The organism is Shewanella sp. BJSY2023SW005, assembly GCF_047314585.1.
GTDB lineage: Bacteria > Pseudomonadota > Gammaproteobacteria > Enterobacterales > Shewanellaceae > Shewanella > Shewanella algae.
Window position 1 is genome coordinate 17,898 of record NZ_JBKORJ010000023.1, and the last position, 21,107, is coordinate 39,004.

The 21,107-nt window shown below is 54.2% G+C and carries 25 protein-coding genes; 8 read left to right on the forward strand and 17 right to left on the reverse strand.

Features of this window, described 5'->3' with window-relative positions:
• Nucleotides 1-20 precede the first annotated feature (20 nt).
• Complete coding sequence (gene mnmD, locus ACMHXI_RS06230) at nucleotides 21-731, forward strand: tRNA (5-methylaminomethyl-2-thiouridine)(34)-methyltransferase MnmD (RefSeq protein ID WP_413734401.1); 711 nt, start codon at nucleotides 21-23, stop codon at nucleotides 729-731.
• On the opposite strand, the gene rarD is transcribed toward mnmD, so the two are convergent.
• The 4 genes from rarD to fumC form a co-directional block, all read right to left on the reverse strand.
• The gene (gene rarD / locus ACMHXI_RS06235) at nucleotides 717-1,610 is read right to left on the reverse strand and encodes an EamA family transporter RarD (protein ID WP_413734403.1); all 894 of its coding nucleotides are present in this window, start codon (nucleotides 1,608-1,610) and stop codon (nucleotides 717-719) included. The genes mnmD and rarD overlap by 15 nt on opposite strands.
• Before the next feature lie 85 nt (nucleotides 1,611-1,695).
• Complete coding sequence (locus ACMHXI_RS06240) at nucleotides 1,696-2,256, reverse strand: GNAT family N-acetyltransferase (RefSeq protein ID WP_413734405.1); 561 nt, start codon at nucleotides 2,254-2,256, stop codon at nucleotides 1,696-1,698.
• Between the two features lie 892 nt (nucleotides 2,257-3,148).
• The gene (locus ACMHXI_RS06245) at nucleotides 3,149-3,697 is read right to left on the reverse strand and encodes a DUF2799 domain-containing protein (RefSeq protein WP_025011753.1); all 549 of its coding nucleotides are present in this window, start codon (nucleotides 3,695-3,697) and stop codon (nucleotides 3,149-3,151) included.
• Between the two features lie 100 nt (nucleotides 3,698-3,797).
• Nucleotides 3,798-5,189 carry a class II fumarate hydratase gene (fumC, locus tag ACMHXI_RS06250; RefSeq protein ID WP_413734407.1) on the reverse strand — a complete coding sequence of 464 codons (1,392 nt, stop codon included), beginning with the start codon at nucleotides 5,187-5,189 and terminating at the stop codon, nucleotides 3,798-3,800.
• Nucleotides 5,190-5,328: 139 nt separating this feature from the next.
• Here fumC and ACMHXI_RS06255 point away from each other — a divergent pair, with 139 nt between their 5' ends.
• Nucleotides 5,329-6,309: a catalase family peroxidase gene (locus ACMHXI_RS06255; protein WP_413734409.1), complete on the forward strand. Its 981-nt coding sequence runs from the start codon at nucleotides 5,329-5,331 to the stop codon at nucleotides 6,307-6,309.
• Nucleotides 6,310-6,424: 115 nt separating this feature from the next.
• Here ACMHXI_RS06255 and ACMHXI_RS06260 read toward each other — a convergent pair whose 3' ends face one another.
• The gene (locus ACMHXI_RS06260; protein WP_025011755.1) at nucleotides 6,425-6,658 is read right to left on the reverse strand and encodes a transposase; all 234 of its coding nucleotides are present in this window, start codon (nucleotides 6,656-6,658) and stop codon (nucleotides 6,425-6,427) included.
• 508 nt (nucleotides 6,659-7,166) lie between these two features.
• Between ACMHXI_RS06260 and ACMHXI_RS06265 the strand changes: the two genes are divergently transcribed.
• The 3 genes from ACMHXI_RS06265 to ACMHXI_RS06275 all read left to right on the forward strand — a co-directional run bounded on the left by ACMHXI_RS06265 (nucleotide 7,167) and on the right by ACMHXI_RS06275 (nucleotide 9,370).
• Nucleotides 7,167-7,838 carry an OmpA family protein gene (locus tag ACMHXI_RS06265; RefSeq protein ID WP_335901149.1) on the forward strand — a complete coding sequence of 224 codons (672 nt, stop codon included), beginning with the start codon at nucleotides 7,167-7,169 and terminating at the stop codon, nucleotides 7,836-7,838.
• Between the two features lie 189 nt (nucleotides 7,839-8,027).
• The gene (locus tag ACMHXI_RS06270) at nucleotides 8,028-8,819 is read left to right on the forward strand and encodes a molybdate ABC transporter substrate-binding protein (RefSeq protein WP_025011757.1); all 792 of its coding nucleotides are present in this window, start codon (nucleotides 8,028-8,030) and stop codon (nucleotides 8,817-8,819) included.
• Between the two features lie 167 nt (nucleotides 8,820-8,986).
• Nucleotides 8,987-9,370 carry a hypothetical protein gene (locus tag ACMHXI_RS06275; protein ID WP_413734412.1) on the forward strand — a complete coding sequence of 128 codons (384 nt, stop codon included), beginning with the start codon at nucleotides 8,987-8,989 and terminating at the stop codon, nucleotides 9,368-9,370.
• Nucleotides 9,371-9,488: 118 nt separating this feature from the next.
• On the opposite strand, the gene mgtE is transcribed toward ACMHXI_RS06275, so the two are convergent.
• From mgtE to ACMHXI_RS06335, 12 genes are all read right to left on the reverse strand, one after another.
• Nucleotides 9,489-10,853 carry a magnesium transporter gene (gene mgtE / locus ACMHXI_RS06280; RefSeq protein WP_025888608.1) on the reverse strand — a complete coding sequence of 455 codons (1,365 nt, stop codon included), beginning with the start codon at nucleotides 10,851-10,853 and terminating at the stop codon, nucleotides 9,489-9,491.
• A gap of 83 nt (nucleotides 10,854-10,936) precedes the next feature.
• Complete coding sequence (locus ACMHXI_RS06285) at nucleotides 10,937-11,212, reverse strand: HPr family phosphocarrier protein (RefSeq protein ID WP_025011760.1); 276 nt, start codon at nucleotides 11,210-11,212, stop codon at nucleotides 10,937-10,939.
• Nucleotides 11,199-12,053 carry an RNase adapter RapZ gene (rapZ, locus tag ACMHXI_RS06290; protein WP_045283471.1) on the reverse strand — a complete coding sequence of 285 codons (855 nt, stop codon included), beginning with the start codon at nucleotides 12,051-12,053 and terminating at the stop codon, nucleotides 11,199-11,201. The genes ACMHXI_RS06285 and rapZ overlap by 14 nt, the downstream gene beginning before the upstream one ends.
• Nucleotides 12,050-12,493, reverse strand: a complete 444-nt coding sequence (ptsN, locus tag ACMHXI_RS06295; protein WP_025011762.1) for a PTS IIA-like nitrogen regulatory protein PtsN — start codon at nucleotides 12,491-12,493, stop codon at nucleotides 12,050-12,052. Before ptsN ends, rapZ begins: the two co-directional genes overlap by 4 nt.
• Nucleotides 12,494-12,495: 2 nt before the next feature.
• Nucleotides 12,496-12,783, reverse strand: coding sequence for a ribosome hibernation promoting factor (hpf, locus tag ACMHXI_RS06300; protein WP_025011763.1), 288 nt, complete (start codon nucleotides 12,781-12,783; stop codon nucleotides 12,496-12,498).
• A 31-nt stretch (nucleotides 12,784-12,814) separates the two neighbouring features.
• The gene (locus tag ACMHXI_RS06305) at nucleotides 12,815-14,278 is read right to left on the reverse strand and encodes an RNA polymerase factor sigma-54 (protein WP_186264980.1); all 1,464 of its coding nucleotides are present in this window, start codon (nucleotides 14,276-14,278) and stop codon (nucleotides 12,815-12,817) included.
• Between the two features lie 95 nt (nucleotides 14,279-14,373).
• On the reverse strand, nucleotides 14,374-15,102 hold the full coding sequence (gene lptB / locus ACMHXI_RS06310) for an LPS export ABC transporter ATP-binding protein (RefSeq protein WP_025011764.1): 729 nt from the start codon (nucleotides 15,100-15,102) through the stop codon (nucleotides 14,374-14,376).
• A complete protein-coding gene (gene lptA / locus ACMHXI_RS06315; RefSeq protein WP_028779518.1) occupies nucleotides 15,099-15,632 on the reverse strand; it encodes a lipopolysaccharide transport periplasmic protein LptA in 534 nt (177 codons plus the stop codon). The genes lptB and lptA overlap by 4 nt, the downstream gene beginning before the upstream one ends.
• Complete coding sequence (gene lptC, locus ACMHXI_RS06320) at nucleotides 15,619-16,179, reverse strand: LPS export ABC transporter periplasmic protein LptC (protein WP_025011766.1); 561 nt, start codon at nucleotides 16,177-16,179, stop codon at nucleotides 15,619-15,621. The genes lptA and lptC overlap by 14 nt, the downstream gene beginning before the upstream one ends.
• On the reverse strand, nucleotides 16,176-16,727 hold the full coding sequence (kdsC, locus tag ACMHXI_RS06325; RefSeq protein ID WP_144220442.1) for a 3-deoxy-manno-octulosonate-8-phosphatase KdsC: 552 nt from the start codon (nucleotides 16,725-16,727) through the stop codon (nucleotides 16,176-16,178). Before kdsC ends, lptC begins: the two co-directional genes overlap by 4 nt.
• The gene (locus ACMHXI_RS06330; RefSeq protein WP_028779517.1) at nucleotides 16,727-17,704 is read right to left on the reverse strand and encodes a KpsF/GutQ family sugar-phosphate isomerase; all 978 of its coding nucleotides are present in this window, start codon (nucleotides 17,702-17,704) and stop codon (nucleotides 16,727-16,729) included. Before ACMHXI_RS06330 ends, kdsC begins: the two co-directional genes overlap by 1 nt.
• 30 nt (nucleotides 17,705-17,734) lie before the next feature.
• On the reverse strand, nucleotides 17,735-18,697 hold the full coding sequence (locus ACMHXI_RS06335; RefSeq protein WP_413734446.1) for a calcium/sodium antiporter: 963 nt from the start codon (nucleotides 18,695-18,697) through the stop codon (nucleotides 17,735-17,737).
• Nucleotides 18,698-18,981: 284 nt separating this feature from the next.
• Here ACMHXI_RS06335 and mlaF point away from each other — a divergent pair, with 284 nt between their 5' ends.
• Genes mlaF through mlaD form a run of 3 tightly spaced genes read left to right on the forward strand, consistent with a single transcriptional unit; the run spans nucleotide 18,982 to nucleotide 21,098 of the window.
• Complete coding sequence (mlaF, locus tag ACMHXI_RS06340; RefSeq protein WP_413734417.1) at nucleotides 18,982-19,809, forward strand: phospholipid ABC transporter ATP-binding protein MlaF; 828 nt, start codon at nucleotides 18,982-18,984, stop codon at nucleotides 19,807-19,809.
• The gene (gene mlaE / locus ACMHXI_RS06345; RefSeq protein ID WP_028779514.1) at nucleotides 19,796-20,581 is read left to right on the forward strand and encodes a lipid asymmetry maintenance ABC transporter permease subunit MlaE; all 786 of its coding nucleotides are present in this window, start codon (nucleotides 19,796-19,798) and stop codon (nucleotides 20,579-20,581) included. The genes mlaF and mlaE overlap by 14 nt, the downstream gene beginning before the upstream one ends.
• A 43-nt stretch (nucleotides 20,582-20,624) precedes the next feature.
• Nucleotides 20,625-21,098 (forward strand): outer membrane lipid asymmetry maintenance protein MlaD, encoded by a 474-nt coding sequence (gene mlaD, locus ACMHXI_RS06350; protein WP_025011770.1) that lies wholly within the window; start codon nucleotides 20,625-20,627, stop codon nucleotides 21,096-21,098.
• Nucleotides 21,099-21,107: the final 9 nt, after the last annotated feature.

Sequence of the window (21,107 nt, forward strand, 5' to 3'; positions counted from 1 at the left end):
ACAGATGATTAAGAGTCGAGATGAAACACGTAAGCCTGCAGTTGACCGAAGACGGGTCACACACTCTATTTAATGCCGAACTCAATGAGACCTATCACTCCCACAAGGGGGCGTTGGCCGAATCCCGTTATGTGTTTATCCACGCCGGGCTCGAGCAGGTGTTGCAGGACTTTGACCATCTGGCGATTCTGGAAGTGGGCTTTGGTACCGGGCTCAATGCCCTCATGACCCTGGGTAAGGTACTGGAACTGACAAAGGCGCGTCAGCAGAGTGGCTTGGCGCCGCTGCAGGTGCGCTATGTCACCATAGAGCCTTATCCCTTGTCCGCCGAGCTGATTGAAGGGCTGAACTACAAGGGCATGCTGCCCGACTGGTATGCGCCGCTGTTCGATGCCTTGCACGCCGCTCCCTGGGATCAGGATGTGGAAGTCATGCCGGGTTTTGTGCTGCGTAAGGTCAAGGGCAAGCTTGAGCAGCTCGAGTGGCAGGGCGAACCCTTCAACTTGGTGTATTACGATGCCTTCGCCCCCAGTAAGCAGCCGGATGTATGGGCGCTGGATAACTTCAAAAAGTGTTATGGGTTGCTGGAGCAGGGCGGCTTGTTGGTGTCTTACTGCGCCAATGGCCAGTTCAAGCGAGATCTCAAGGCCGCCGGTTTTCAGGTCAAAGCTTACCCCGGCGCCCTTGGCAAGCGCGAGATGACCCGCGCCTGGAAGTTAGACCCGCTTTAAGCTGCGACGCAGGCCGGGCAAGGCCTCCAGCGAGCACAGCAGCAGCCCGGCCCAGATGAGGGAGAAACTCACCAGTTTCACCTCATCAAACACCTCTCCAAAGATGACCACCGCCAGCAAAAATTGCAGGCTGGGCTCAATGTATTGCAGCAAACCCACCATGGACAGACTCGTGTATCTCAGCGCCAGGCTGAATAGGATCAGCGGCGCCAGCGTCACGGGCGCCGAACCGATATAGAGCATAATGCCTTCGCTGCCGCCAACCAGTGCGGCGCTTTGCTCTGTGGCCAGCAGATAACAGAGGTAGCCCAAAGCAAAGGGAGTCAGCAACAGTGCTTCCAGAGTAACCGAGGTGAAGGAGTCAAAGCGGATAAACTTTTTCAGCAGCCCGTAGAGGGCAAAAAAGCTGCCCATCACCAAAGACAACCAGGGCAGGCTGCCATATTGATATACCTGCCAGCCAATACCGGCAATGGCCAGCACCACGGCGGCCAGTTGCGCCTTGCTCAGCTTGTCGCCGAGGAACAGCACCCCCAGAGCGATGGCAAACAGAGGGTTAATAAAGAATCCCAGGCTGGCCGCCAGTACCTGACCATGGGTCAGGGCCCAGGTGAAGCTGACCCAGGAGATACACATGATAAGCCCGGCGGCAAAGCACAGCAGCAAGGAGCGTTTATCACGCCACAGCGCGCCAAAGGCAGGTAACGGCCGTCTCAGCAGGACAAAGGCCAGCAGCATAAAGGGCACTGACCAGATGACCCTGAAGGCCAGCAATTCGAAGATGGCCGCATCCGGCAGCAATTGATAGTAGAGGGGTAGTATTCCCCAAAGCACGAAAGAGAAGGCCGCCAGAGCGTTTCCCTTGAGAGAGCTGGACATGATTTTCACCGAAACAACACAATACTCGGATATGGCGGCTATTCTGGCATGGCCCTTATAAAAGGGAAGTGAATTAACTCACTGTTTAAAAAATCTTTTCATTCTGTTTAAACCAGTGACGGCGCTGGAGCTGCATTTCCAGTAACTCAGCATCAGAAGCGGGAAAATCATTCGTTTCCGTTGTCGCCAGCTGGCCTCGGGCCACTATCTCAAACCCCAGAGCCTGATAGCAGCGGCGGGCCGCGAGATTGTCATGGAACACAGCTAGGCTTAGATGCGTAACCTTGGGATCGGCAAAGGCGCGCTCTATACCCTGACGCATTAACTCCCGCCCCAGCCCCTTGCCTCTATGCTTGGGTGAGCAGATCACCCGGCATAGCCGGATCTCATCGGGTTTTCTGGCCAGCAGTTCCAGATAGCCCAGTAGTGAGTCGCTATCCAGGCTAGCTTGGTCACTGTCTTCGACTCTTGTCAGCGCCAAAGGGGTGAGGTTTGCCTGGGCTTGATGCTGCTGCAGCTTTGATGGAGACAGCGGCCAACCCAGCCCTGGGCCTGCCCAGCGCAGACAAGCCTCTGCCGACGCTATCCAGGAGAGCAACAAACCGGCCCATTGCGGCTGAAAGGGTTGCAATATGCAGTCGGACATTGCGTGTTTCCTCCTTTGAATTCAACTTGCCAAGTTAACCCTGGGATAGGGGAAGTGCCAGAGCTGTTGGCACCAGAAAGGGGTTGTGCAGCTGGCGCTGCGGTTATCAGGGCTTTGAGCTAAAAGTATCTAAGCCAGTATTGCCCGAGCTTCCGGCGACGGATGTTGCTAATTGCCTGCCGCAGGCTTATGCACAGGCGATCCTGTGACACGCTGCGAGTACGTCCGTGTAAGCTCTGCCTCGCCATCCTTGGCTCGGAAGGTCACAGTTTCGCCTGTGCCTGGAATTAGGTGTATATCTGCAGAACTCTGAAATGCTTCCAGCTACTCAGTGTTAATAGAATTGCACCAATTCCCCCTCGGTGTCGCCGAAAGCCGTTGGCGCAAATAACGTGGCTGAGGCATGGATGCCGAAGCAGCGACAGTCGAATCAGGGGCGAGTGTCGCCTAGCGACGAGCTAACGAGCGCGAAACAGGATGTTGAGCTGGGCCAGAGTCACATGGATGTGACTCTGAGCGTCTGGCGCGATAGCGAATTGGCATCATAAGCACAAGGGGTTTTCCGCTGCGTCGCGGGTCGCTGGGGGTTTGGAAAGGGGGCGAGTCGATACAGCCCCCTTTCCTCGGGTGTGGGGCGAAGCTCCACGACTTTAGGCCGCTGGCACAGTGGCTATCATGGCTTTGAGCCCAAACCACCAATGAACTTGGTTTTAGCTGCTAGCTAAGCTGCTGGCCATCACCTGCGGTGCAGATAGGCAGAAAGCCCACCGCAGGTGCAGGAACGAAATTAGGACCTATTTCGACGGTCACAATTTTATCTGGGGCTGAAAACAGGCGCACAGATTAAACTCATGAGTTTTGGCGCTGGATAGCTTGATATCGAAGGCAAGCCTCAGAATTGCCATCTGAACTGCACATCCGGTACATGAAGATACCTGAGCTCATTCACCAGGTTATCTTTTTCATTCAGCAGCTGTTTTTTCTTCTCCAGAGTGCTGGCCTTGTCTGTCATGGACACCAGCTTCTTATCCAGATCGCGGATCTCATAGTCGATCTGACGCAGGCGGTTGCGGATCTCATCGGCGCGTTTATTGAGCTGGTATTGGCGGTAGCCGGCATTGTACTGTTCGACAAAGGCGTTGCTGGAGCAGACCCCGGCATAGCCTTCACCCGCCAGACCGACACGGTAACCATTTTCCGGCTGACAGTAATTTTGCAGCCCCTTTAGATAGCCTTCGCGCCAATCGCTATGATTGACCCGGATACCGAACTCGGCACAATCCTCGGCATAATCATTGATTCTGCTGGCATGAGCTCCATTGTTGCCATCCTGAAGCCCCAGGGAAAACCAATCTGAGTTTTGGCATTGATTGAGGTCGAGTGAACTGCATTGGGTCAGCATGAGCGCGCTCAGTGCCAACAAGATATTTTGGTATTTCATTCTGTAAATTACTGCGTATCAGTTGAAAATGCCGACCATATGGCGGTGAATCGGCATAATACAGCGATTAGCTCTAATACTGATACGTTTTAATACAAATTTACAATTTAACCTCGAAAGGGCCCAACATGTTTGCCGGATTGACCCAAGTATCAAACTCGGCCTCTGTCACCAGTCCTGACTCCAACGCAGCTTGCCTCAGACTAATGCCTCTTTGGTGGGCGTCCTTGGCGATTTGGGCAGCCTTGGCATAGCCTATGTGAGGATTGAGGCTGGTGACCAGCATCAAGGAGCGCTGCAGCTGCTTGGCGATCATCTGGCGGTTGGGTTCCAGCCCCGAAGCGCAGCGTTCATCGAAGCTCAGACAGGCATCACCCAGCAATTCGGCGCTTTGCAGCAAATTGGCGGCGATGAGCGGCCGAAAGACATTGAGCTGAAATTGGCCGTTGCTGGCACCTATGCTGACGGCAAGATCGTTGCCCATCACCTGAGCCGCCACCATGGTCAGCGCCTCGCACTGAGTCGGGTTAACCTTGCCGGGCATTATGCTGGAGCCGGGTTCGTTGGCAGGCAACTGCAGTTCCCCTATACCGCAACGGGGGCCGCTGGCGAGCATGCGAACATCATTGCCTATCTTCATCAGGCTGACCGCCAGGCGCTTGAAGGCGCCGCTGAGTTCCACCATGGCATCGCTGGCACTCAGTGCCTCGAACTTGTTGGCCGCGCTGACAAACTGCTCACCACTGAATGACGATATCAGTTCGGCGGCGCGCTCGGCATAACCTGCGGGAGAATTGAGCCCAGTCCCCACGGCTGTGCCGCCAAGAGCCAATTCACGGCAGTTTGCCAACGCCTGCTCTATGGTGCCTATGCCTTTATCCAACTGAGTCACCCAGGCACTGATCTCCTGTCCCAGTGTCAGTGGGGTGGCATCCATAAAGTGGGTGCGGCCGGTCTTGGTAATATCGGCGAACTGTTGTGACTTGCGTTTAAGGGTATCGCGCAGTGCACCTATGGCCGGCAGTGTGTGTCTGCAGGTCTTGAGCACTACAGCGATATGCATGGCGCTGGGGAAAGTATCATTGCTGCTCTGGCTGCGATTGACATCATCGTTCGGGCTCAGGCTGATGGCCTTATTTGCCAGAGCCATACCTCGATTGGCTATCACCTCGTTGAGGTTCATATTGGTTTGGGTGCCGCTGCCGGTCTGCCAAATGACCAGTGGAAAGTGCTGCTCCAGTTGGCCCGCCAAGATTTCATCGCAAACTCTGGCGATGAGTGCAGCCTTGTCCTTGGGCAGTTGCCCAAGCTCGGCATTGGTCTGGGCTGCGGCTTTTTTCAACAGGGCGAAGGCGTGGATGATGGCCTTTGGCATACTCGCTTGCGGACCTATGGGGAAGTTTTCCAGACTGCGCTGGGTCTGGGCGCCCCAGTATTTGTCTGCCTCTACCTTGACCTCGCCCAGAGTGTCTTGCTCAATCCGATATTGCATTGCCGCCTCCTGTCGTCTGTTGCCGTCCTCAGCATAGCATGGCCTTTGGGTCTCTCCTGAAATAATCCGCCGGGTGTCCCGGTCTGGATTGGGCGGCCTGTTTCAGGCCTGGATTCTGATTTTTACAAAAGGAGTAAGCATGAGAGTATCGGTTTGGTCTGCGTTATTACTCTTGGGGACTCAGCTGGGGGCTTTGGGCTCCAGTTCGGTAATGGCGGCTCAGGCAAATAATTTTATTCAAGTATTTGAAGCACTTTCCGGTAAACATCCGGGAGAACGTAAGGGGCATGCCAAGGGAATTTGTACCATTGGCAGTTTCCAGCCAAGTGCAGGGGAGCCCTGGCTCAAGGAGTTACCTCTGTTTGCCACAGAGCAAGCACTGCCCGCTCAGGTACGTTTTTCCATGGCGGGCGGCGATCCTTTTGTGGCCGATACCAGTCGCAGCCCAAGGGGGATAGGCGTACGCATCGAACTGCCAGACGGGCAGGTGCATCAGTTGGCCGGGCTGAGTACGCCAGTGTTTCCGGGGAAAGATCCGGACAGTTTTCTTGGTTTGCTGCGCGCTTCTCTGGCTCAGCGTGAGGGGGAAACCGGCGCGGTTGCACGCTATCTGCTGCAGCATCCGGATGCCGCCCGCCAGGGGCAGTGGCTCAAGCAGAACAATCCGCCGGCGGCCTATACATCGGTCAACTACTTTGGCATTCACAGCTTTATCTTTGGTAATGAAGACCAGCAAAAGCGCTTTGGTCGCTGGGAGCTTTGGCCTGTGGACGGAGAGCAGCCTCTGACGGATGCCGAGCTGGCACAATTGCCGGATGATTTTCTGCAGGAGAGGTTGATGCAGAGGCTGAAAACAGGGTCGGCTCAGTTTGAGCTTAAGCTGACCCTGGCCGAGGAGGGGGATCCCTTGCTGGACCCTTCACAGCAGTGGCCGGAGGACCGACCCAGGGTCACTCTCGGGCGCCTGACCATAGACTCGGTTGCGGCTTCGGCCTGTGACAAGCTGAATTTTGATCCCAATGTGCTCAGTAAAGGGATTGCCGCCAGTGATGACCCTGTGCTGCGGCTGAGATCCGCGGCTTATGCTATCTCTTTCGGCAAGCGTCTAAGCGGCCAGTAACGGCAATAAAATGACAGGAACGAACCTTAAAAATGTAGCGCTTTATAGTTGTTATATGTACATTTTTTATCGTTGGGGGCGATAACAGTGTGTCAGGTTCGCTCCTGTCGAAACTTTAACGGATTAGGGTGAACTCCTGGCTCAACTGACGAATGCGCTGCTGCAGTTGCAGCAGTTCTCCCATCAGCCGGGATTGCCTGGGCCTGCTTGTTGTTTCATTCTGTGCCAGCCATTGATAAACCTGTTTGGTGGAGATCCCATGCTGACGGGCAACGTCAAACATAAGCCTGCCGTTTTGGGTCACTTCCTTAATGGCTTGCTGTCGCAGCTTCTGCTCGTTAATTTCCATGCTGCCTCCTTGATGGTTCAAGAATGGTTTTCCAGAGCTGTGATTCCACCTCTGCTATTCCACATCCCATTGGCTGTAGCCCAAGTGCTTGAGGCAATGCCAGAGTGAATGCCAACTGCTGCGCATTTTCATCAGTGTTTTCATCATGACTCCTGAACAGTGGAATACTGCTTTATAGGTATGTAAGAAACATGCCAGTTTTTAATCTTCTTTTAATATGTTGATATAAAAGAAAATTGATTCATTTCATTATCGGGTGTATCTGCCTGGTGCCACCCAATAGAGTGCAGTCTGCTCTATTTTGGGACTTCATTTGATGTCAGCGCCGTGACACTTGGCTGACAATCCTGGTTAGGAAATGTCGGATTTGACTGAATCTATGCTGAACGCCGTGCGGATTTGCCGCCTCTATGGCCTCCGGGGGATTGTCTGCTTGAGGCGCTGCTATATACTTTGGCGCCAGGTAGGTTCCGCTTAGCTTGGAACAAGCAGACGAAGGAAAAATAACATGAAAAAGCGCGCTTTTCTGACCGCCCCTCTGTTGCTGGCAATGCTGGCAATGCTGGCAACTGGCTGTACCACTGTGAATCCTTATACCAATGAGCAACAGACTGCCAAGGCGACCAACGGAGCATTGATAGGTGCCGTAGCCGGCGCGGCCATAGGTGTGGCCTCCTCCAGCAAGAGCGACAGGGGCAAGGGTGCCCTGATCGGGGCAGCATCCGGCGCTGCCGTAGGCGGTGGTATCGGCTATTACATGGATGTGCAGGAAACCAAGCTGCGTCAGCAACTGGCGTCTACCGGTGTCAGTGTGACCCGGGTGGGCGATACCATAGTGCTCAACATGCCCAATGAAGTGACTTTCCAGGTCGATAAGACAGATCTCAGTAGCGGCGCCATGCGGGTATTGGACAGCGTAGTGCTGGTGGCCAAGGAATATGACAAGACTCAACTGAATGTAGTGGGTTATACCGACAGCAGTGGCTCTGAGTCCTACAACCTGAGATTGTCACAGGTTCGCGCCAGTGAGGTTGGTAATTACTTGATCCGTAAAGGTGTATCCGGACAGCGGGTATTGACCCAAGGCCGAGGTGAGGCCAGCCCAATCGCTTCCAATGCCACCCCTCAGGGACGGGCACAGAACCGTCGGGTAGAGATTATTCTTAGTCCTCTCGGCTAAGATTTTAAGTTTAAGGGTCGCTTAGGCGGCCCTTTTTATTGGGTCAAATTGTCCCTTTCTTCGGTTTTCCCTGTCAGGTGGCGTGATCTTGAGGGGAATTTATGACAAGTTTTGCCGTGGTGCGTTGATTTGTGATGCGGTTTGGTTGAGTTTAGCGGCATCTGTATCTTATACACCGGAGAAAAATAAATGAAAAAGAGCGTCTGCTTACTCGCCCTGTTACTGCCCGCCTTCTCTCAGGCGGCGGATCTGGAGTTCAGGGCCGCGGGAAGTTTGAAGACCGCCATGACGGATGTTATCGCCAGTTATCAGGCCGATGGCGGCGTTAAGGTCAATGCCCAGTTTGCCCCTTCAGGCTTGCTCAGAGGCCGAATTGAAGAGGGCGAAAAGGTCGACCTGTTTGCTTCGGCCAATATGAAACACCCACAGAAATTGATGCAGGAAGGCAAGGGCGCGCCTGTGGTGATGTTTGCCCGTAACCGCCTGTGCGCCCTGGCGCAAGATAATGTTCCTCTGACGACAGAGAATATGCTGGATACTCTGCTGGACAGCAAGATCAAGCTGGGCACCTCCACTCCCAAGGCCGACCCTGCCGGTGACTATGCTTTCAAGGTGTTTGACCGCGCCGAAGCTATCAAGCCCGGTAGTCAGGCCAAACTGGCGGCCAAGGCTCTCAAGCTGACCGGTGGCGCCGACAGTGCCAAGGCGCCGAAAGGCAAAAATCCCTATGGCTGGGTGATGGCCAACAAACAGGCGGATGTATTTTTAACCTACTGCACCAATGCCGTATTGGCCAAGAAAGAAGTGCCTGATCTCAAGATAGTGGCGTTGCCCGAGTCGCTGGCAGTGGGTGCCAACTATGGCATGCTGGTGCTGGATAAGGCCGACTCTGCCGCCTGGCCACTGGCCATGTATATTCTGTCTCCCAAGGGACAATCCATTCTGGCCTCTTATGGCTTTGAAGCACCGCTTAAGCCCTAAATCTCTATCCGGCGGAAGCGGGTTTTACTCTGGAGATATGCGAGTCAGTTGCTCTGAACTGACTCGCACTCTCTTTATAGGTATTTCACGTTTTTTGGCCAAATCAGCTTGCACGGGCAATTATTATCCTTCTAAAGTAGGGCATTATGTCCTTGTCAGGGGGGAGCATGCTCGAAACCAAAGGCTTACCGATAGCGACAGATTATCTCGGCGACGAGGTGAGATTTATCCGCCTTTGTTATGACAGTCAGGGCTTGGATATTGAACTGAGTGTTGAGGGCTGCCGGGCATTGGTGCACTTTGACTCTGTGGTTGGCTGTCGGATGCTGGATGAAGGCGATCTGATGGAGTTTTGGACCGAGTGCAGCCTCTCCAATGGCTGGTTGTTCCGTATCTCCAACGGTGGCTGGTATCGCCAGGAGGCCGAACGCAGCGGCTTTATGGCCAGCGCCAATCTCAAGTTGCAGGAATATCTACTGGTGAGCCGCAATGAGTGTGTCTCTGTCTTCTGTGAACAGGATGAACCCAAGGTGCACTGGCTTAAAGACTGACCCGCTATTTTCCACAGTCAGAGGACGAACCTGGTCGCCCTCTGCTATTTCTGCAATTCATCAAGGCCAGAGCTTCAGGCTATCAACACCAAGCCTTCAGCCCATTAGAACCTGAGCCTCAGCTCATTAAAACGAGAGTCGCCAATCCCAGGAAGGCGAACAGGCCTATTACATCCGTCACAGTCGTCAGCACCATGCCGCCGGCCAGCGCAGGGTCTACATTGAGCTTTTTCAGGATCAGCGGAATACTGGCACCTGCGAGACCGGCTACCGTCATATTGATCAACATGGCGCCGCCAATAAGGGCGCCGAGTGCCAGATCGCCTTTCCAGATCCACACGGCAGTGAATACCAGCGCCGACCACAACAGGCCATTGAGAAAGCCGATGGCTAATTCCTTGCCGATAAGCCAGCGGGAGTTGCTCTGGCCTATGTGGCCGAGGGCGATACCGCGGATCACCAGCGCCAGTGTCTGGTTGCCGGCAACGCCGCCCATGCTGGGCACTATGGTCATCAGAATTGCTATAGTGGCGAATTTTTCCAGCGTGCCTTCAAACATATTGCTGACCGAGGCGGCCAGCAGGGCGGCAAACAGGTTGAAGGTCAGCCATAGGGAGCGGCGAAAGGCACTCTTGAACACGGGGCCGAAGGTGTCTTCATCATCGTCCATCCCCGCCATACCCATCATGGAGTGTTCGGCGTCTTCACGGATAACGTCCACCACGTCATCAATGGTGATCCGCCCAAGCAGATGGCCTTCGCTGTCGACCACTGGCGCCGAGACCCAGTCGTGGCGTTCAAACAGTTGGGCCACTTCATTGTCCGGCATGGTGACGGGAATGCTCTCAAGTTCGGGATCCATTATGCTGCGGATCCCGGCGGTGGGATTACAGGTTAGCAGGCTGGAGAGCTTGACGCCGCCGAGTAATATGTCGCGCCTGTCCACCACATAGAGGGTATCAGTGGCTTCAGGCAATTCGCCTCTTTGGCGCAGATAACGCAGCACCACATCGACATTGACGTCAGGCCTCAGGGTCACGGTATCTGTGTTCATCAGACTACCGGCGCTGTCTTCCGGATAAGAGAGCGCCTGTTCGACCCTGGCCCTGTCCTGGGCACTCATGGAGTGCAGTACCTGCTTGTAGAGGGTATCGGGAAGGCTTCGCAGCACATAGGCCAGGTCATCGGTATCCATACCCGCGGTCGCTCGCGCCAAACGCTCAGGACTCATAAGGCTGATCAGCTGGTCTTTCATATCCTCACCCAGCTCTTCGAGGATCTCGCCGCTCTGCTCCTGATCCACCAGTTGCCAGAGTACCTGACGGGTACGCGGCGGTGAAGATTCGAGAATAAAGGCGATATCCGAAGCCGTCATTCGCTGTAGCATGTCGCGCACATGCACGAACATACCACTGCTAAGAGCTTGGTTTAGTTGAGTAAGACGTTGTTCTGTCAGCTCTTGGTCGAGCGCTTCTATTGGCATGCAGTTCCCCCTGTGATGCAAAGCGAGGATATGTTACCTCAAGACTGGGGTGTTATAGAAACAAAGAGTGCAGCGCTAAGGCTTTAGCTGGCTTCGTCGAAACGGGCGTTGATCAGGGCGCAGATAGCGTCCATCGCGGGTTCGGCATCCGGGCCTTCGGCGATGAGGCGAATACTCTTGCCTTGACCTGTTTCCAGCATCAAGAGCCCAAGCACACTGGCGGCCGAGGCTTTTTTCTCGCCTTGGATCAGGGTGATATCGGCTTCGAACTCGCTGGCCAGCACCGCCAGCTTAGTGGCGGCGCGGGCATGCAGGCCCAGCTTATTGACTATGGTGACTTCCCGTTCAACCTTTGCCATTACTCAGCTCCCGGTGACGGGCCTGTACCTTGTGTTTGCTGTTGCCAAAACGCTTGGCGAGCTGCTCAGCGACATAGACAGATCTATGCTGGCCGCCGGTGCAGCCTATGGCTATGGTGAGGTAACTGCGGTTGTTGCGTTCCAGGTGCGGCAGCCAAGTTTCCAATAGATTTTCTATCTGCCAGATAAACTTGTTCACCAGTGGCTGGCGGCTGAGAAACTCCTGCACAGCTTCATCCAGCCCGGTCAGTGGCCTGAGCGCCGGCTCCCAGTGAGGGTTGGGCAGAAAGCGCACATCAAACATGAAGTCGGCTTCCTGAGGCATACCATGCTTAAAGCCGAACGACTCGAAGTTGATCACCAGCTCTTTATCGACACTGCCAAGCAGAATTTCCCGCACTGTGTCACTGAGTTCATAGATGTTCAGCGCCGAGGTGTCTATGTAGTGATCCACCAGTTTCGACATGGGTTCCAGCAGCTTGCCTTCGAGCTTGATGGCATCCTGTAGTGAGACTTTGCTCTTGGACAGGGGGTGCAGTCTGCGGGTTTCGCTGTAGCGCTTCAGCAGCACTTTATCGGAGGCGTTGAGGAAGAAGCTGGTCAGTTGGGTGTTTTCCGGCAAGGCCGCCAACTGTTGTTCCAGCACCTTTTCCTGATCCGGCATATTGCGCACATCTATGCTGATGGCGACCAGATCATTGCTGCCACGGAGGTTTTCCAACAGGCTGCCAATCATGGGCAGGGGGAGATTATCCACACAGTAGTAACCCAGGTCTTCGAGTACCCTGAGGGCAACGGATTTTCCGGAACCGGAGCGGCCTGAGACTATGGCGAGTTTCATCCTGTGATCACCTGATAGAGTTCTGTTTCGTCGCTGGATTTTCGCAACTGCTTGAGTATCGCCTTATCGCTGAGCTTTTCAGCCATGGCGGATAGGGTACTCAGGTGTTGCTGACATTGATCTGCGGGCACCAGGAGGGCGAACAGTATGTCCACCGGCTGGTTGTCTATGGCATCGAAGGCGATAGGCTCTTCGCATTTGACCAGCACGGCAATCGGCTCTGTAATGTCCGGTAGTCTGCCATGCGGAATCGCAATACCATTACCTATACCTGTGCTCCCCATCTTTTCGCGGGCCAAAAGGCTTTCAAAAATCGCTTGAGAGGAAAGGGTGGGGTACTGGGCGCTAGCGAGATCGCTAATCAGCTCCAGTACCTTTTTCTTACTGCCCGGAGTGGCACAGGTAGTGCACTCCGGCCGCAGGATGGTACTCAGTTCCATCGTTAGTGTTTTGTCAGCTTTTCTTTGTGTTTAATGACCTGACGATCCAATTTATCAATCAGAACGTCGATGGCGGCATACATGTCGGCATGTTCAGAAGTTGCATAGACTTCGCCGCCTGTGAGGTGGATCTTGGCTTCGGCTATCTGTTGCAGTTTTTGTACATTGAGCACAACGTGCACATTATTGATCTGTTCGAAATGGCGTTCAAGTTTAGAAAACTTACTTTCCACGTAGTCACGCAGTGAGTCGGTGATCTCGATATGATGTCCTGTCAGGTTGATTTGCATAGAAAGATTCCTCCAATTTCCAACTGTGGATTTATAAACTCTTACGCTGGTTCGACGGTGGTATCATCATAGCCTCGCGATACTTGGCTATGGTGCGTCTTGCAACGTTGATTCCCTGTTCTGCCAGAAGTTGCGCCATCTTGCTGTCGCTCAAAGGCTTCTTCTGGTTTTCCGCTGCCACGAGCTTCTTGATAAAAGCCCTGATCGCCGTGGAAGAGCATTCTCCGCCATCTTCGGTGCCGACATGGCTGGAGAAGAAGTACTTCAATTCAAATATTCCCCTAGGGGTATGCATATACTTTTGAGTGGTGACCCTGGAGATGGTCGATTCATGCATCTCGACCGCCTCGGCAATATCGTTGAGCACCATGGGTTTCATGGCCTCTTCACCATATTCAAAAAATCCCTGCTGGAACTGCACTATACAGTTGGCCACCTTGAGCAGGGTGTCGTTGCGGCTCTCCAGGCTCTTGATAAACCATTTGGCTTCCTGAAGATGACCACGAATAAACTGGCTGTCTGATTGACTGCGGGCGCTACGGGCCATGGCAGCATACTGCTGATTGATCCCGAGTTTGGGCATACAGTCCGGGTTGAGTTCTACTACCCAGCGGCCGTTTTTCTTCCAGACACTGACATCAGGGATCACATATTCCTCGTCCATCGGCTGCACCAGCAAGCCGGGGCGGGGATTGAGACTCTGGATAAGGTTGATGGCGTCACGCAGTTGATCTTCCTTGAGCTTGGTCTTGCGCATCAGGGTGCGGAAGTCACGGGCGGCAATGAGATCCAGATGTTCGTCAATCAACAAGCGGGCGTCGGCCAGATGTGGGGTGTCGGTGTTGAACTGTTGCAACTGGATCAGCAGGCATTCGCGCAGATCTCTGGAGGCGATGCCGACAGGGTCAAAGTGCTGGATCCGCTTGAGTACTGCCTCGACTTCATCGAGCTCAATCTCAGGGTTGCCCATGGCTTCGAGGATCTCCTCTGTGCTCTGGGTCAGATAGCCCTGCTCGTCGATGGCATCAATAATGGCGGTGGCAATGGCGTCGTCGGTATCGGAAAACGGGGTCAGGTTCTTCTGCCATTCCAGATGTTCATAGAGACCTTCGCTGGTTTCACCCTGGAAGGGCATATCATCTTCACGGCCCATGGCCGGCCCTGAGGCGCTGGCGGCGGTAAAGACTTCGTCCCAGGTGGTATCCATAGGCAGCTCATCCGGCATAGACTCATTGTTCAATGCCTCTGAGGTTTCTACCGTGGAACCATCTTCCTGCTTGGCGCTCAACTCGCCGGCGTCGTTTTCCTTGTGGTTGTCGTCGATAGCGTCATCCTGGTTGTCCTCGGCCATTTCCAACAGAGGGTTGGCTTCCAAGGCTTCCTGGATTTCCTGCTGCAGCTCAAGGGACGACAGTTGCAGCAGGCGAATAGCCTGTTGCAACTGAGGTGTCATGGTCAACTGTTGACCCAGTTTGAGCTGGAGTGACGCTTTCATTATACCGCTAATCCCTACTCGTTATTTTTCAAGGAAAAAATTCAATAATAACAAACTATAATACCCGGAATTGCCACCGGATGACATGATCCTAACTATAGCCTGAATTGTTCGCCTAAGTACACAGCACGCACTTGCTGGTTGTCCAAGATTTCAGCGGGTGTGCCCTCGGCGATCAACTGCCCATGGCTGACTATGTAGGCTCGCTCACAAACGTCGAGTGTTTCGCGAACATTGTGGTCTGTGATCAGCACCCCCAAACCGCGGGACTTAAGCTGTTCGATGATTTTCTTGATATCGATAACTGAGATGGGATCCACACCGGCGAACGGCTCATCCAGCAAAATGAACTGTGGATTGGCGGCCAATGCCCGGGCGATTTCCACCCGGCGGCGTTCGCCGCCGGAGAGGGACATCCCCAGGCTGTCACGTATGTGGGTAATATGGAATTCTTCCAGCAACTGTTCGAGTTGTTCCTCGCGCTCGTCGCTGTTGAGTTCTTTGCGGGTTTGCAGCACGGCCATGATGTTGTCATGCACCGACAGCTTGCGGAAAATACTGGCTTCCTGTGGCAGGTAGCCTATGCCTTTACGGGCTCGCAGGTGCATGGGATCCAGGGTCAGCTCGTCGTCGTCAATGAAGATACGGCCCTTGTCACTCTGTACCAGCCCAACCACCATGTAGAAGGTGGTGGTCTTGCCAGCCCCGTTGGGGCCCAGCAGCCCCACGATTTGGCCGGTATTGACCGACAGGCTGACGTCTTTGACGACGTTGCGTTTCTTGTAACTCTTTGCCAGATTCTGTGCCGTCAGGGTGCTGGTCATTGCGGCTCCTGCTGCTGTTCTTTCTTGTTGAGATCCTGATAGTTTTCCGGCTGGATAACAGTGGTTACCCTGTCTTGGCCTTTGCCGCTGCTTTCCGCTTCCAGCTGCTGCTTGTTGATGTCGTAGACTATCTTCTCGGCGGTTACTTCGCTGCCGTCTTGTTCTACTTTGGCCTGGCCCAGCAGGGTCATGATACGACTGTCTATGTTGTAGTGGATCTCTTTGGCCTTGGCACTGGCCAGACGGCCGTCTTCCAGTTTCTGGGTATAGGTAGCGGGTGAGCCCTTGGCCACCAGGATCCGCTCGCCACTCTTGTCTTCTGTGTAAGCCGTGAGTTCATCGGCCAGCAGTTTCAAACTGCCCTGGGTGACTGTGACAGGCCCGCCGTATACCACACGCTTGTTTTTGATATCGGCAAACTGATTGGCGGCGCTGATCTCCACTTTTTGCAGCAGATCTTCTTCAATGGCCACTGCCGACAGGCTTGTGATGCACAAGAGGGCACCGATAAAAAGCTTACTTGGTTTCATAGGTTCCTTTCACCTGACTGGTCAGCTTCACTTGCTGAGCATTGAGATCGGCGTACAGGCCGGATCCCTTGATATTAAAGTCTTTGCCTTCGATCAGGATCTCGCGATCTGAGGTCATGATCATGGTGTCCAGATCCAGCTCCACATAACTGGTTTTCAGGCTCTGGATCGGTTCATTGGGGCTAATGGCGTCGATGATAACATTATTTTCAAGTACAACTCGGTTACTCTTGCGATTGAGCCTGCCCTCGTTGGCAGACAGACGCCACTGTGCCTCGCCCTTGTCCGGATAGACCAGATAAACCGGTTGGTTGAAGAAGGTCTTTTCACTGGCTTCATAATGTTCCATGTGCGCTGCGGCGACCCTACTGGCGACATTGCCCTGCTCATCAAAGTTGACCGAGCGCAGGTCATCGGCGACAAAGTCAGGCCGCACCACATCCACAGGCGCCTCACTCTGTTGAGCGTTACGCTTGTTCTGCACCTGCCAGTAAAGGATAAGTGCAGTGGAGAAAAACAAAATAATGGCCAGGGTGACCCTATTCATATACTCATTCCGTGGGCATTTTCAAATTTGTCCTGACTGAGCAGGATAAGATCCGCCAGCTCCCGGAGTGCACCATGGCCGCCGGCAATCTGAGTGACCATGTGGCAGTGCTGCCTTACCCAAGGATGGCCATCGGCTACGCAAACCGCCAGCCCAACTTGCTTCATCACCGGCAAGTCGACAATGTCGTCACCTATATAGGCCACTTGTTCAGGCTCGAGGTCATAGTGATTAAGCAGCGCCTCATAGGGCTCCAGCTTGTTGTCTATGCCTTGATAAATCTTGTCTACCCCCAGGGCCGTCATGCGGTTTTCGACTATCTGGGACTTGCGGCCGGTGATCACCGCCACCTGAATGCCGCAGGACAGCAGCGAGCGCACCCCATAGCCATCGCGGGTATGGAAGGCCTTCAGCTCTTCGCCGCTGTTGCTCATATAGATGCGGCCATCGGAGAAGACACCGTCGACATCACAGATAAGCAGTTTGATTTTGGCGGCTCTTTGCCAGTTATCTTCGCTTATGGGCCCGTAAAAACCTTGATGACTCATCAGATAACCCCCGCCTTGACCATATCCAGCATATTGAGTGCTCCAATCGGCTCATTGGCGCCATTGATGACAATAAGACCGTTGATGTCATTCTCGTCCATCACCTTCAGCGCCTGCGCCGCGAGGATATTGTCACCACTGGTGATGCAATCACGGGTCATGACGTCGCTGATTTTTGTAGTACGCAGGTTGACTCCGGCGTCTATGACACGTCTCAAATCACCATCGGTGAAGATACCCACGAGTTGCTTCTGCTGATTGACCACGGCGGTCATACCCAGGCCCTTCTTGGAGATCTCATAGAGGGCGTCGGTTATACAGATATCTTCTGTGACCAGCGGCAGTTCTTCGCCTTTGTGCATTACATCACTGACCTTGAGCAGCAGCTTGCGTCCTAAAGCGCCGCCGGGATGCGACAGGGCAAAGTCATCTTTGGTAAAGCCCTTGGCTTGCAGTAGCGCGACCGCCAGGGCATCACCCATCACCAGGGTGGCCGTGGTACTGGAGGTCGGCGCCAGCCCCAAGGGGCAGGCTTCTTCTGGCACCTTGATGCACAGATGCAGTTGTGCCAGCTTGGCCATGGTGGATTCGGGCTTGCCTGTCATGGAGATCATAGGGATCCCCTGGCGCTTGATGACGGGCATCAGGGTCAGAATTTCGCTGGACTCTCCCGAGTTGGAGATAGCCAATACGATATCGTTTTCACTCAACACCCCAAGGTCGCCGTGGCTGGCTTCGCCCGGGTGAACGAAGAATGCCGGGGTGCCCGTGCTGGCGAGGGTGGCAGAAATCTTGTTGCCTATATGGCCCGATTTCCCCATCCCCATCACTATCACCTTGCCGCTGCAGTTGAGGATCAGTTCGCAGGCTTGGGCGAATTCGGGGGAATCAACAAACTGGTACAGGTTGTCCAGTGCTTGTTTCTCGATATCTATTACTCTGCGGCCCCATTGGCGCAGTTGCTTAGCTTCTGCCATAGTTGTCTCTCGTCTTTTTGCCCTTCATCGCTAGTGGGATTGAAACAGGCTGTATTGATAGCCGATGAAGCTTATCAGTAGTAAGGCACCGTGCCAGCGTTTGAGTTCACGTTGTTTGCCTGTGCTCAGCACCAGAAGTGCCAGGGCACAACTGGTGCCCAAAACCATATAAAAGTCGCGTCCGGTCGCCGCGGCATCGATTACGCCCGGGGCGATAAGGCCGGGTATTGCCAGTACCGCCAGTATGTTAAACAGATTGGAGCCGACAATATTGCCTATGGCCAGGTCGTCCTCTTTCTTGAGCACACCGGCCACACAGGCCGCCAGTTCCGGCAGGCTGGTGCCTACGGCAATGATGGTTAGACCGATAACCAGATCAGACAGTCCAAAAGACTTGGCGATGCCTACGGCACCGTCCACCATCCAATCCGCCGACAGCGGCAAGAGTACCAAGCCTATTATCAACCATAGTACCGCCTTGGCAGTGGGCACATCTTTGGGGATCTCGGCATCAGCTTCGTCGGCGAGTGGATCCTTGGTCTTATTGGTCAGCGCATGCCAGATAAGATAGCCCATCAGGCCGAAGAACAGCGCCAGTAAAATAACCCCTTCGCTGCGGCTAAGATACTCATCGTGCAGGAAGTAACCCGCCAGCACTGTGGCACCCAGCATCATGGGGATCTCCCGCTTCAGGGTCCTGGAGCTGACGGCAATAGCCCCAAGCAGAGCGGTCAACCCCAGGATCAAGCTGACATTGGCGACATTGGAGCCCAGCACATTACCCACGGCCGTGTCCGGCATGCCGGCCATGGAGGCGCTGGCGGCGACGAACATCTCAGGGGCCGAACTGCCCATGGCCACTATGGTCAGTCCTATCAACATGGGGGGTAACCCCAGGTTACGGGCAAAAGCCCCGGCACCATAAACGAATTTATCGGCACTCCAGACCAGGACGGACAAGCCGGCGAGCAGCAAGAAAATATTGAATAACATGCAGTAAACAAAGCTACGGATTCTGGCGTGCATTTTCGCCGTATTTGCTACAAATTGAAAGTATCACGGCGCGATACTATTGATTCAGTTGTGTGCTTATCCTCAATTGCGTACAATTTATCGCTTATCTTTGGCTTGGCCATACGGGTTACCGGGCGCCATTCAGCGTCAATTCAGTAAGTCTGCGGCAGTATCAAGCCTTATAACGGCGGGCCTTATGTGCCATGGTGCTACAGCTGCGCCGTAACTTGAATTCCACTAGACAAGGTCTCCATTTCATTTTGATGCCGGAATCCAGCAAGCAGCAAAATCCTTCTCCCCTGGTCGAGGTCAACAATCTCGGCTTCAGTCGTGGCTCGAGGGTGATTTATGAGCAGATAAGCCTCACGATTCCCAGAGGTAAAGTTACTGCCATCATGGGGCCCAGCGGCATAGGCAAGACCACGCTGCTGAAGCTCATTGGTGGGCAGTTGACTCCGGATCACGGCCAGGTGCTGTTCGATGGTCAGGACATTCATAAGCTGAGCCGCCACGAGCTGTTTGAAGCCCGTAAGCGGATGAGCATGTTGTTCCAGAGCGGTGCCCTGTTCACCGATATGAATGTGTTCGATAACGTGGCTTTTGCACTCAGGGAGCACTCAGGGCTGCCGGAAGCTATCATCCGCCGCATAGTGTTAATGAAGCTTGAAGCCGTAGGACTTCGCGGCGCGGCGCAGTTGATGCCAAGCGAACTTTCCGGCGGTATGCAGCGCCGGGCAGCCTTGGCCCGCGCCATAGCACTCGAGCCGGAAATGGTGCTGTATGACGAGCCCTTTGCCGGTCAGGATCCCATCTCCATGGGAGTGCTGGTGAAGCTGATTAAAGAGCTGTCCGATGCTTTGAATCTCACCTCTGTGGTGGTTTCCCACGATGTCAGTGAAGTGCTGAGTATTGCCGACTATGTGTATGTGATCGCCGATAAGCGCATCATAGCCCAAGGTTCACCGGCCGAGCTTAAGCAGGCCGACAATCCACAGCTAAGGCAGTTTATCGACGGTATGCCGGACGGCCCCGTGCCTTTCCACTATCCGGCGCAGGATTATCAGAAGGAGTTGCTCGGTGAGCTTGACTGATTCGATAGCCAATCTTGGCCGCAATGCGCTGAGTCTGGTGACAGGGCTCGGCAAGGCGGGGGTGATGCTTTGGGGCGCCCTGATGCAGCTGCCACGGCCACGTAAAGGCTTGCCACTGCTGATAAAACAGGTTTACGTCGTCGGCGTGCAGTCCATGGTGATCATTTTGGTTTCCGGACTGTTTATCGGCATGGTGCTGGCGCTGCAGGGCTACAACATCCTGGTGGACTTTGGCACCGAAGAGAGCCTGGGCCCCATGGTAGCGTTGAGCTTGCTCAGGGAGCTTGGCCCTGTGGTCACCGCCTTGCTGTTTGCCGGCCGCGCCGGTTCGGCCCTGACCGCTGAACTGGGGTTGATGAAATCCACAGAGCAGCTCTCCAGTTTGGAGATGATGGCGATAGATCCGCTGCGGCAGGTGATTGCGCCGCGCTTCTGGGCCGGGGTGATCAGCATGCCGTTGTTGGCCTTGATGTTTACCACTGTGGGTATCTATGGCGGTTATCTGGTCGGGGTCGAATGGAAAGGCATAGACAATGGCGCCTTCTGGTCGATTCTGCAGGCCGCGGTGGAATGGCGGCAGGACATAGTCAACTGCCTGATTAAAAGTTTTGTTTTTGCCATAGTGGTGACCTGGATAGCTCTCTATCGTGGTTATCAGGTGGTGCCTAATCCGGAAGGGATTAGCCGCGCGACCACCCAGACTGTGGTGCAGTCCAGCCTGGCAGTATTGGCGCTGGACTTCTTATTGACGGCGCTGATGTTTGCCCGCTGATTTTGGCGCCGGCGCATAATGGATGATTAACTCTGGTGACTCTATGTTGACACGAAAAATTGAATTTATGGTGGGACTCTTCCTATTGGCGGGTCTGGCAGCTTTTCTGCTGCTGGTATACAAGGTGGCCAATGTGGAGGTGCAGTCCTCTAGCAATACTTACACTCTGACGGCCAAGTTCAGTAATATTGGCGGCCTTAAAGTACGCTCACCGGTAAAAGTTGGCGGCGTGGTTGTCGGTCGGGTCAGTAAGATCACCCTGGATCCCAAGCAGATGGTGCCAGTGGTGACTTTGACCATGGACAAGCGTTACGACCAGTTTCCCGAAACCAGCAGCCTGGCTATCTTGACCTCGGGCTTGCTGGGTGAGCAGTTCCTCGGCCTGACACCAGGGTTTATGGATGACGATATCGCGATTTTGCAAGATGGTGATCGCATCGATGATACCCGTTCGGCGCTGGTGCTGGAGGATCTGATCGGACAGTTTTTATATAGCATGGGTTCAAAGGACAACTAGGAGCACTGA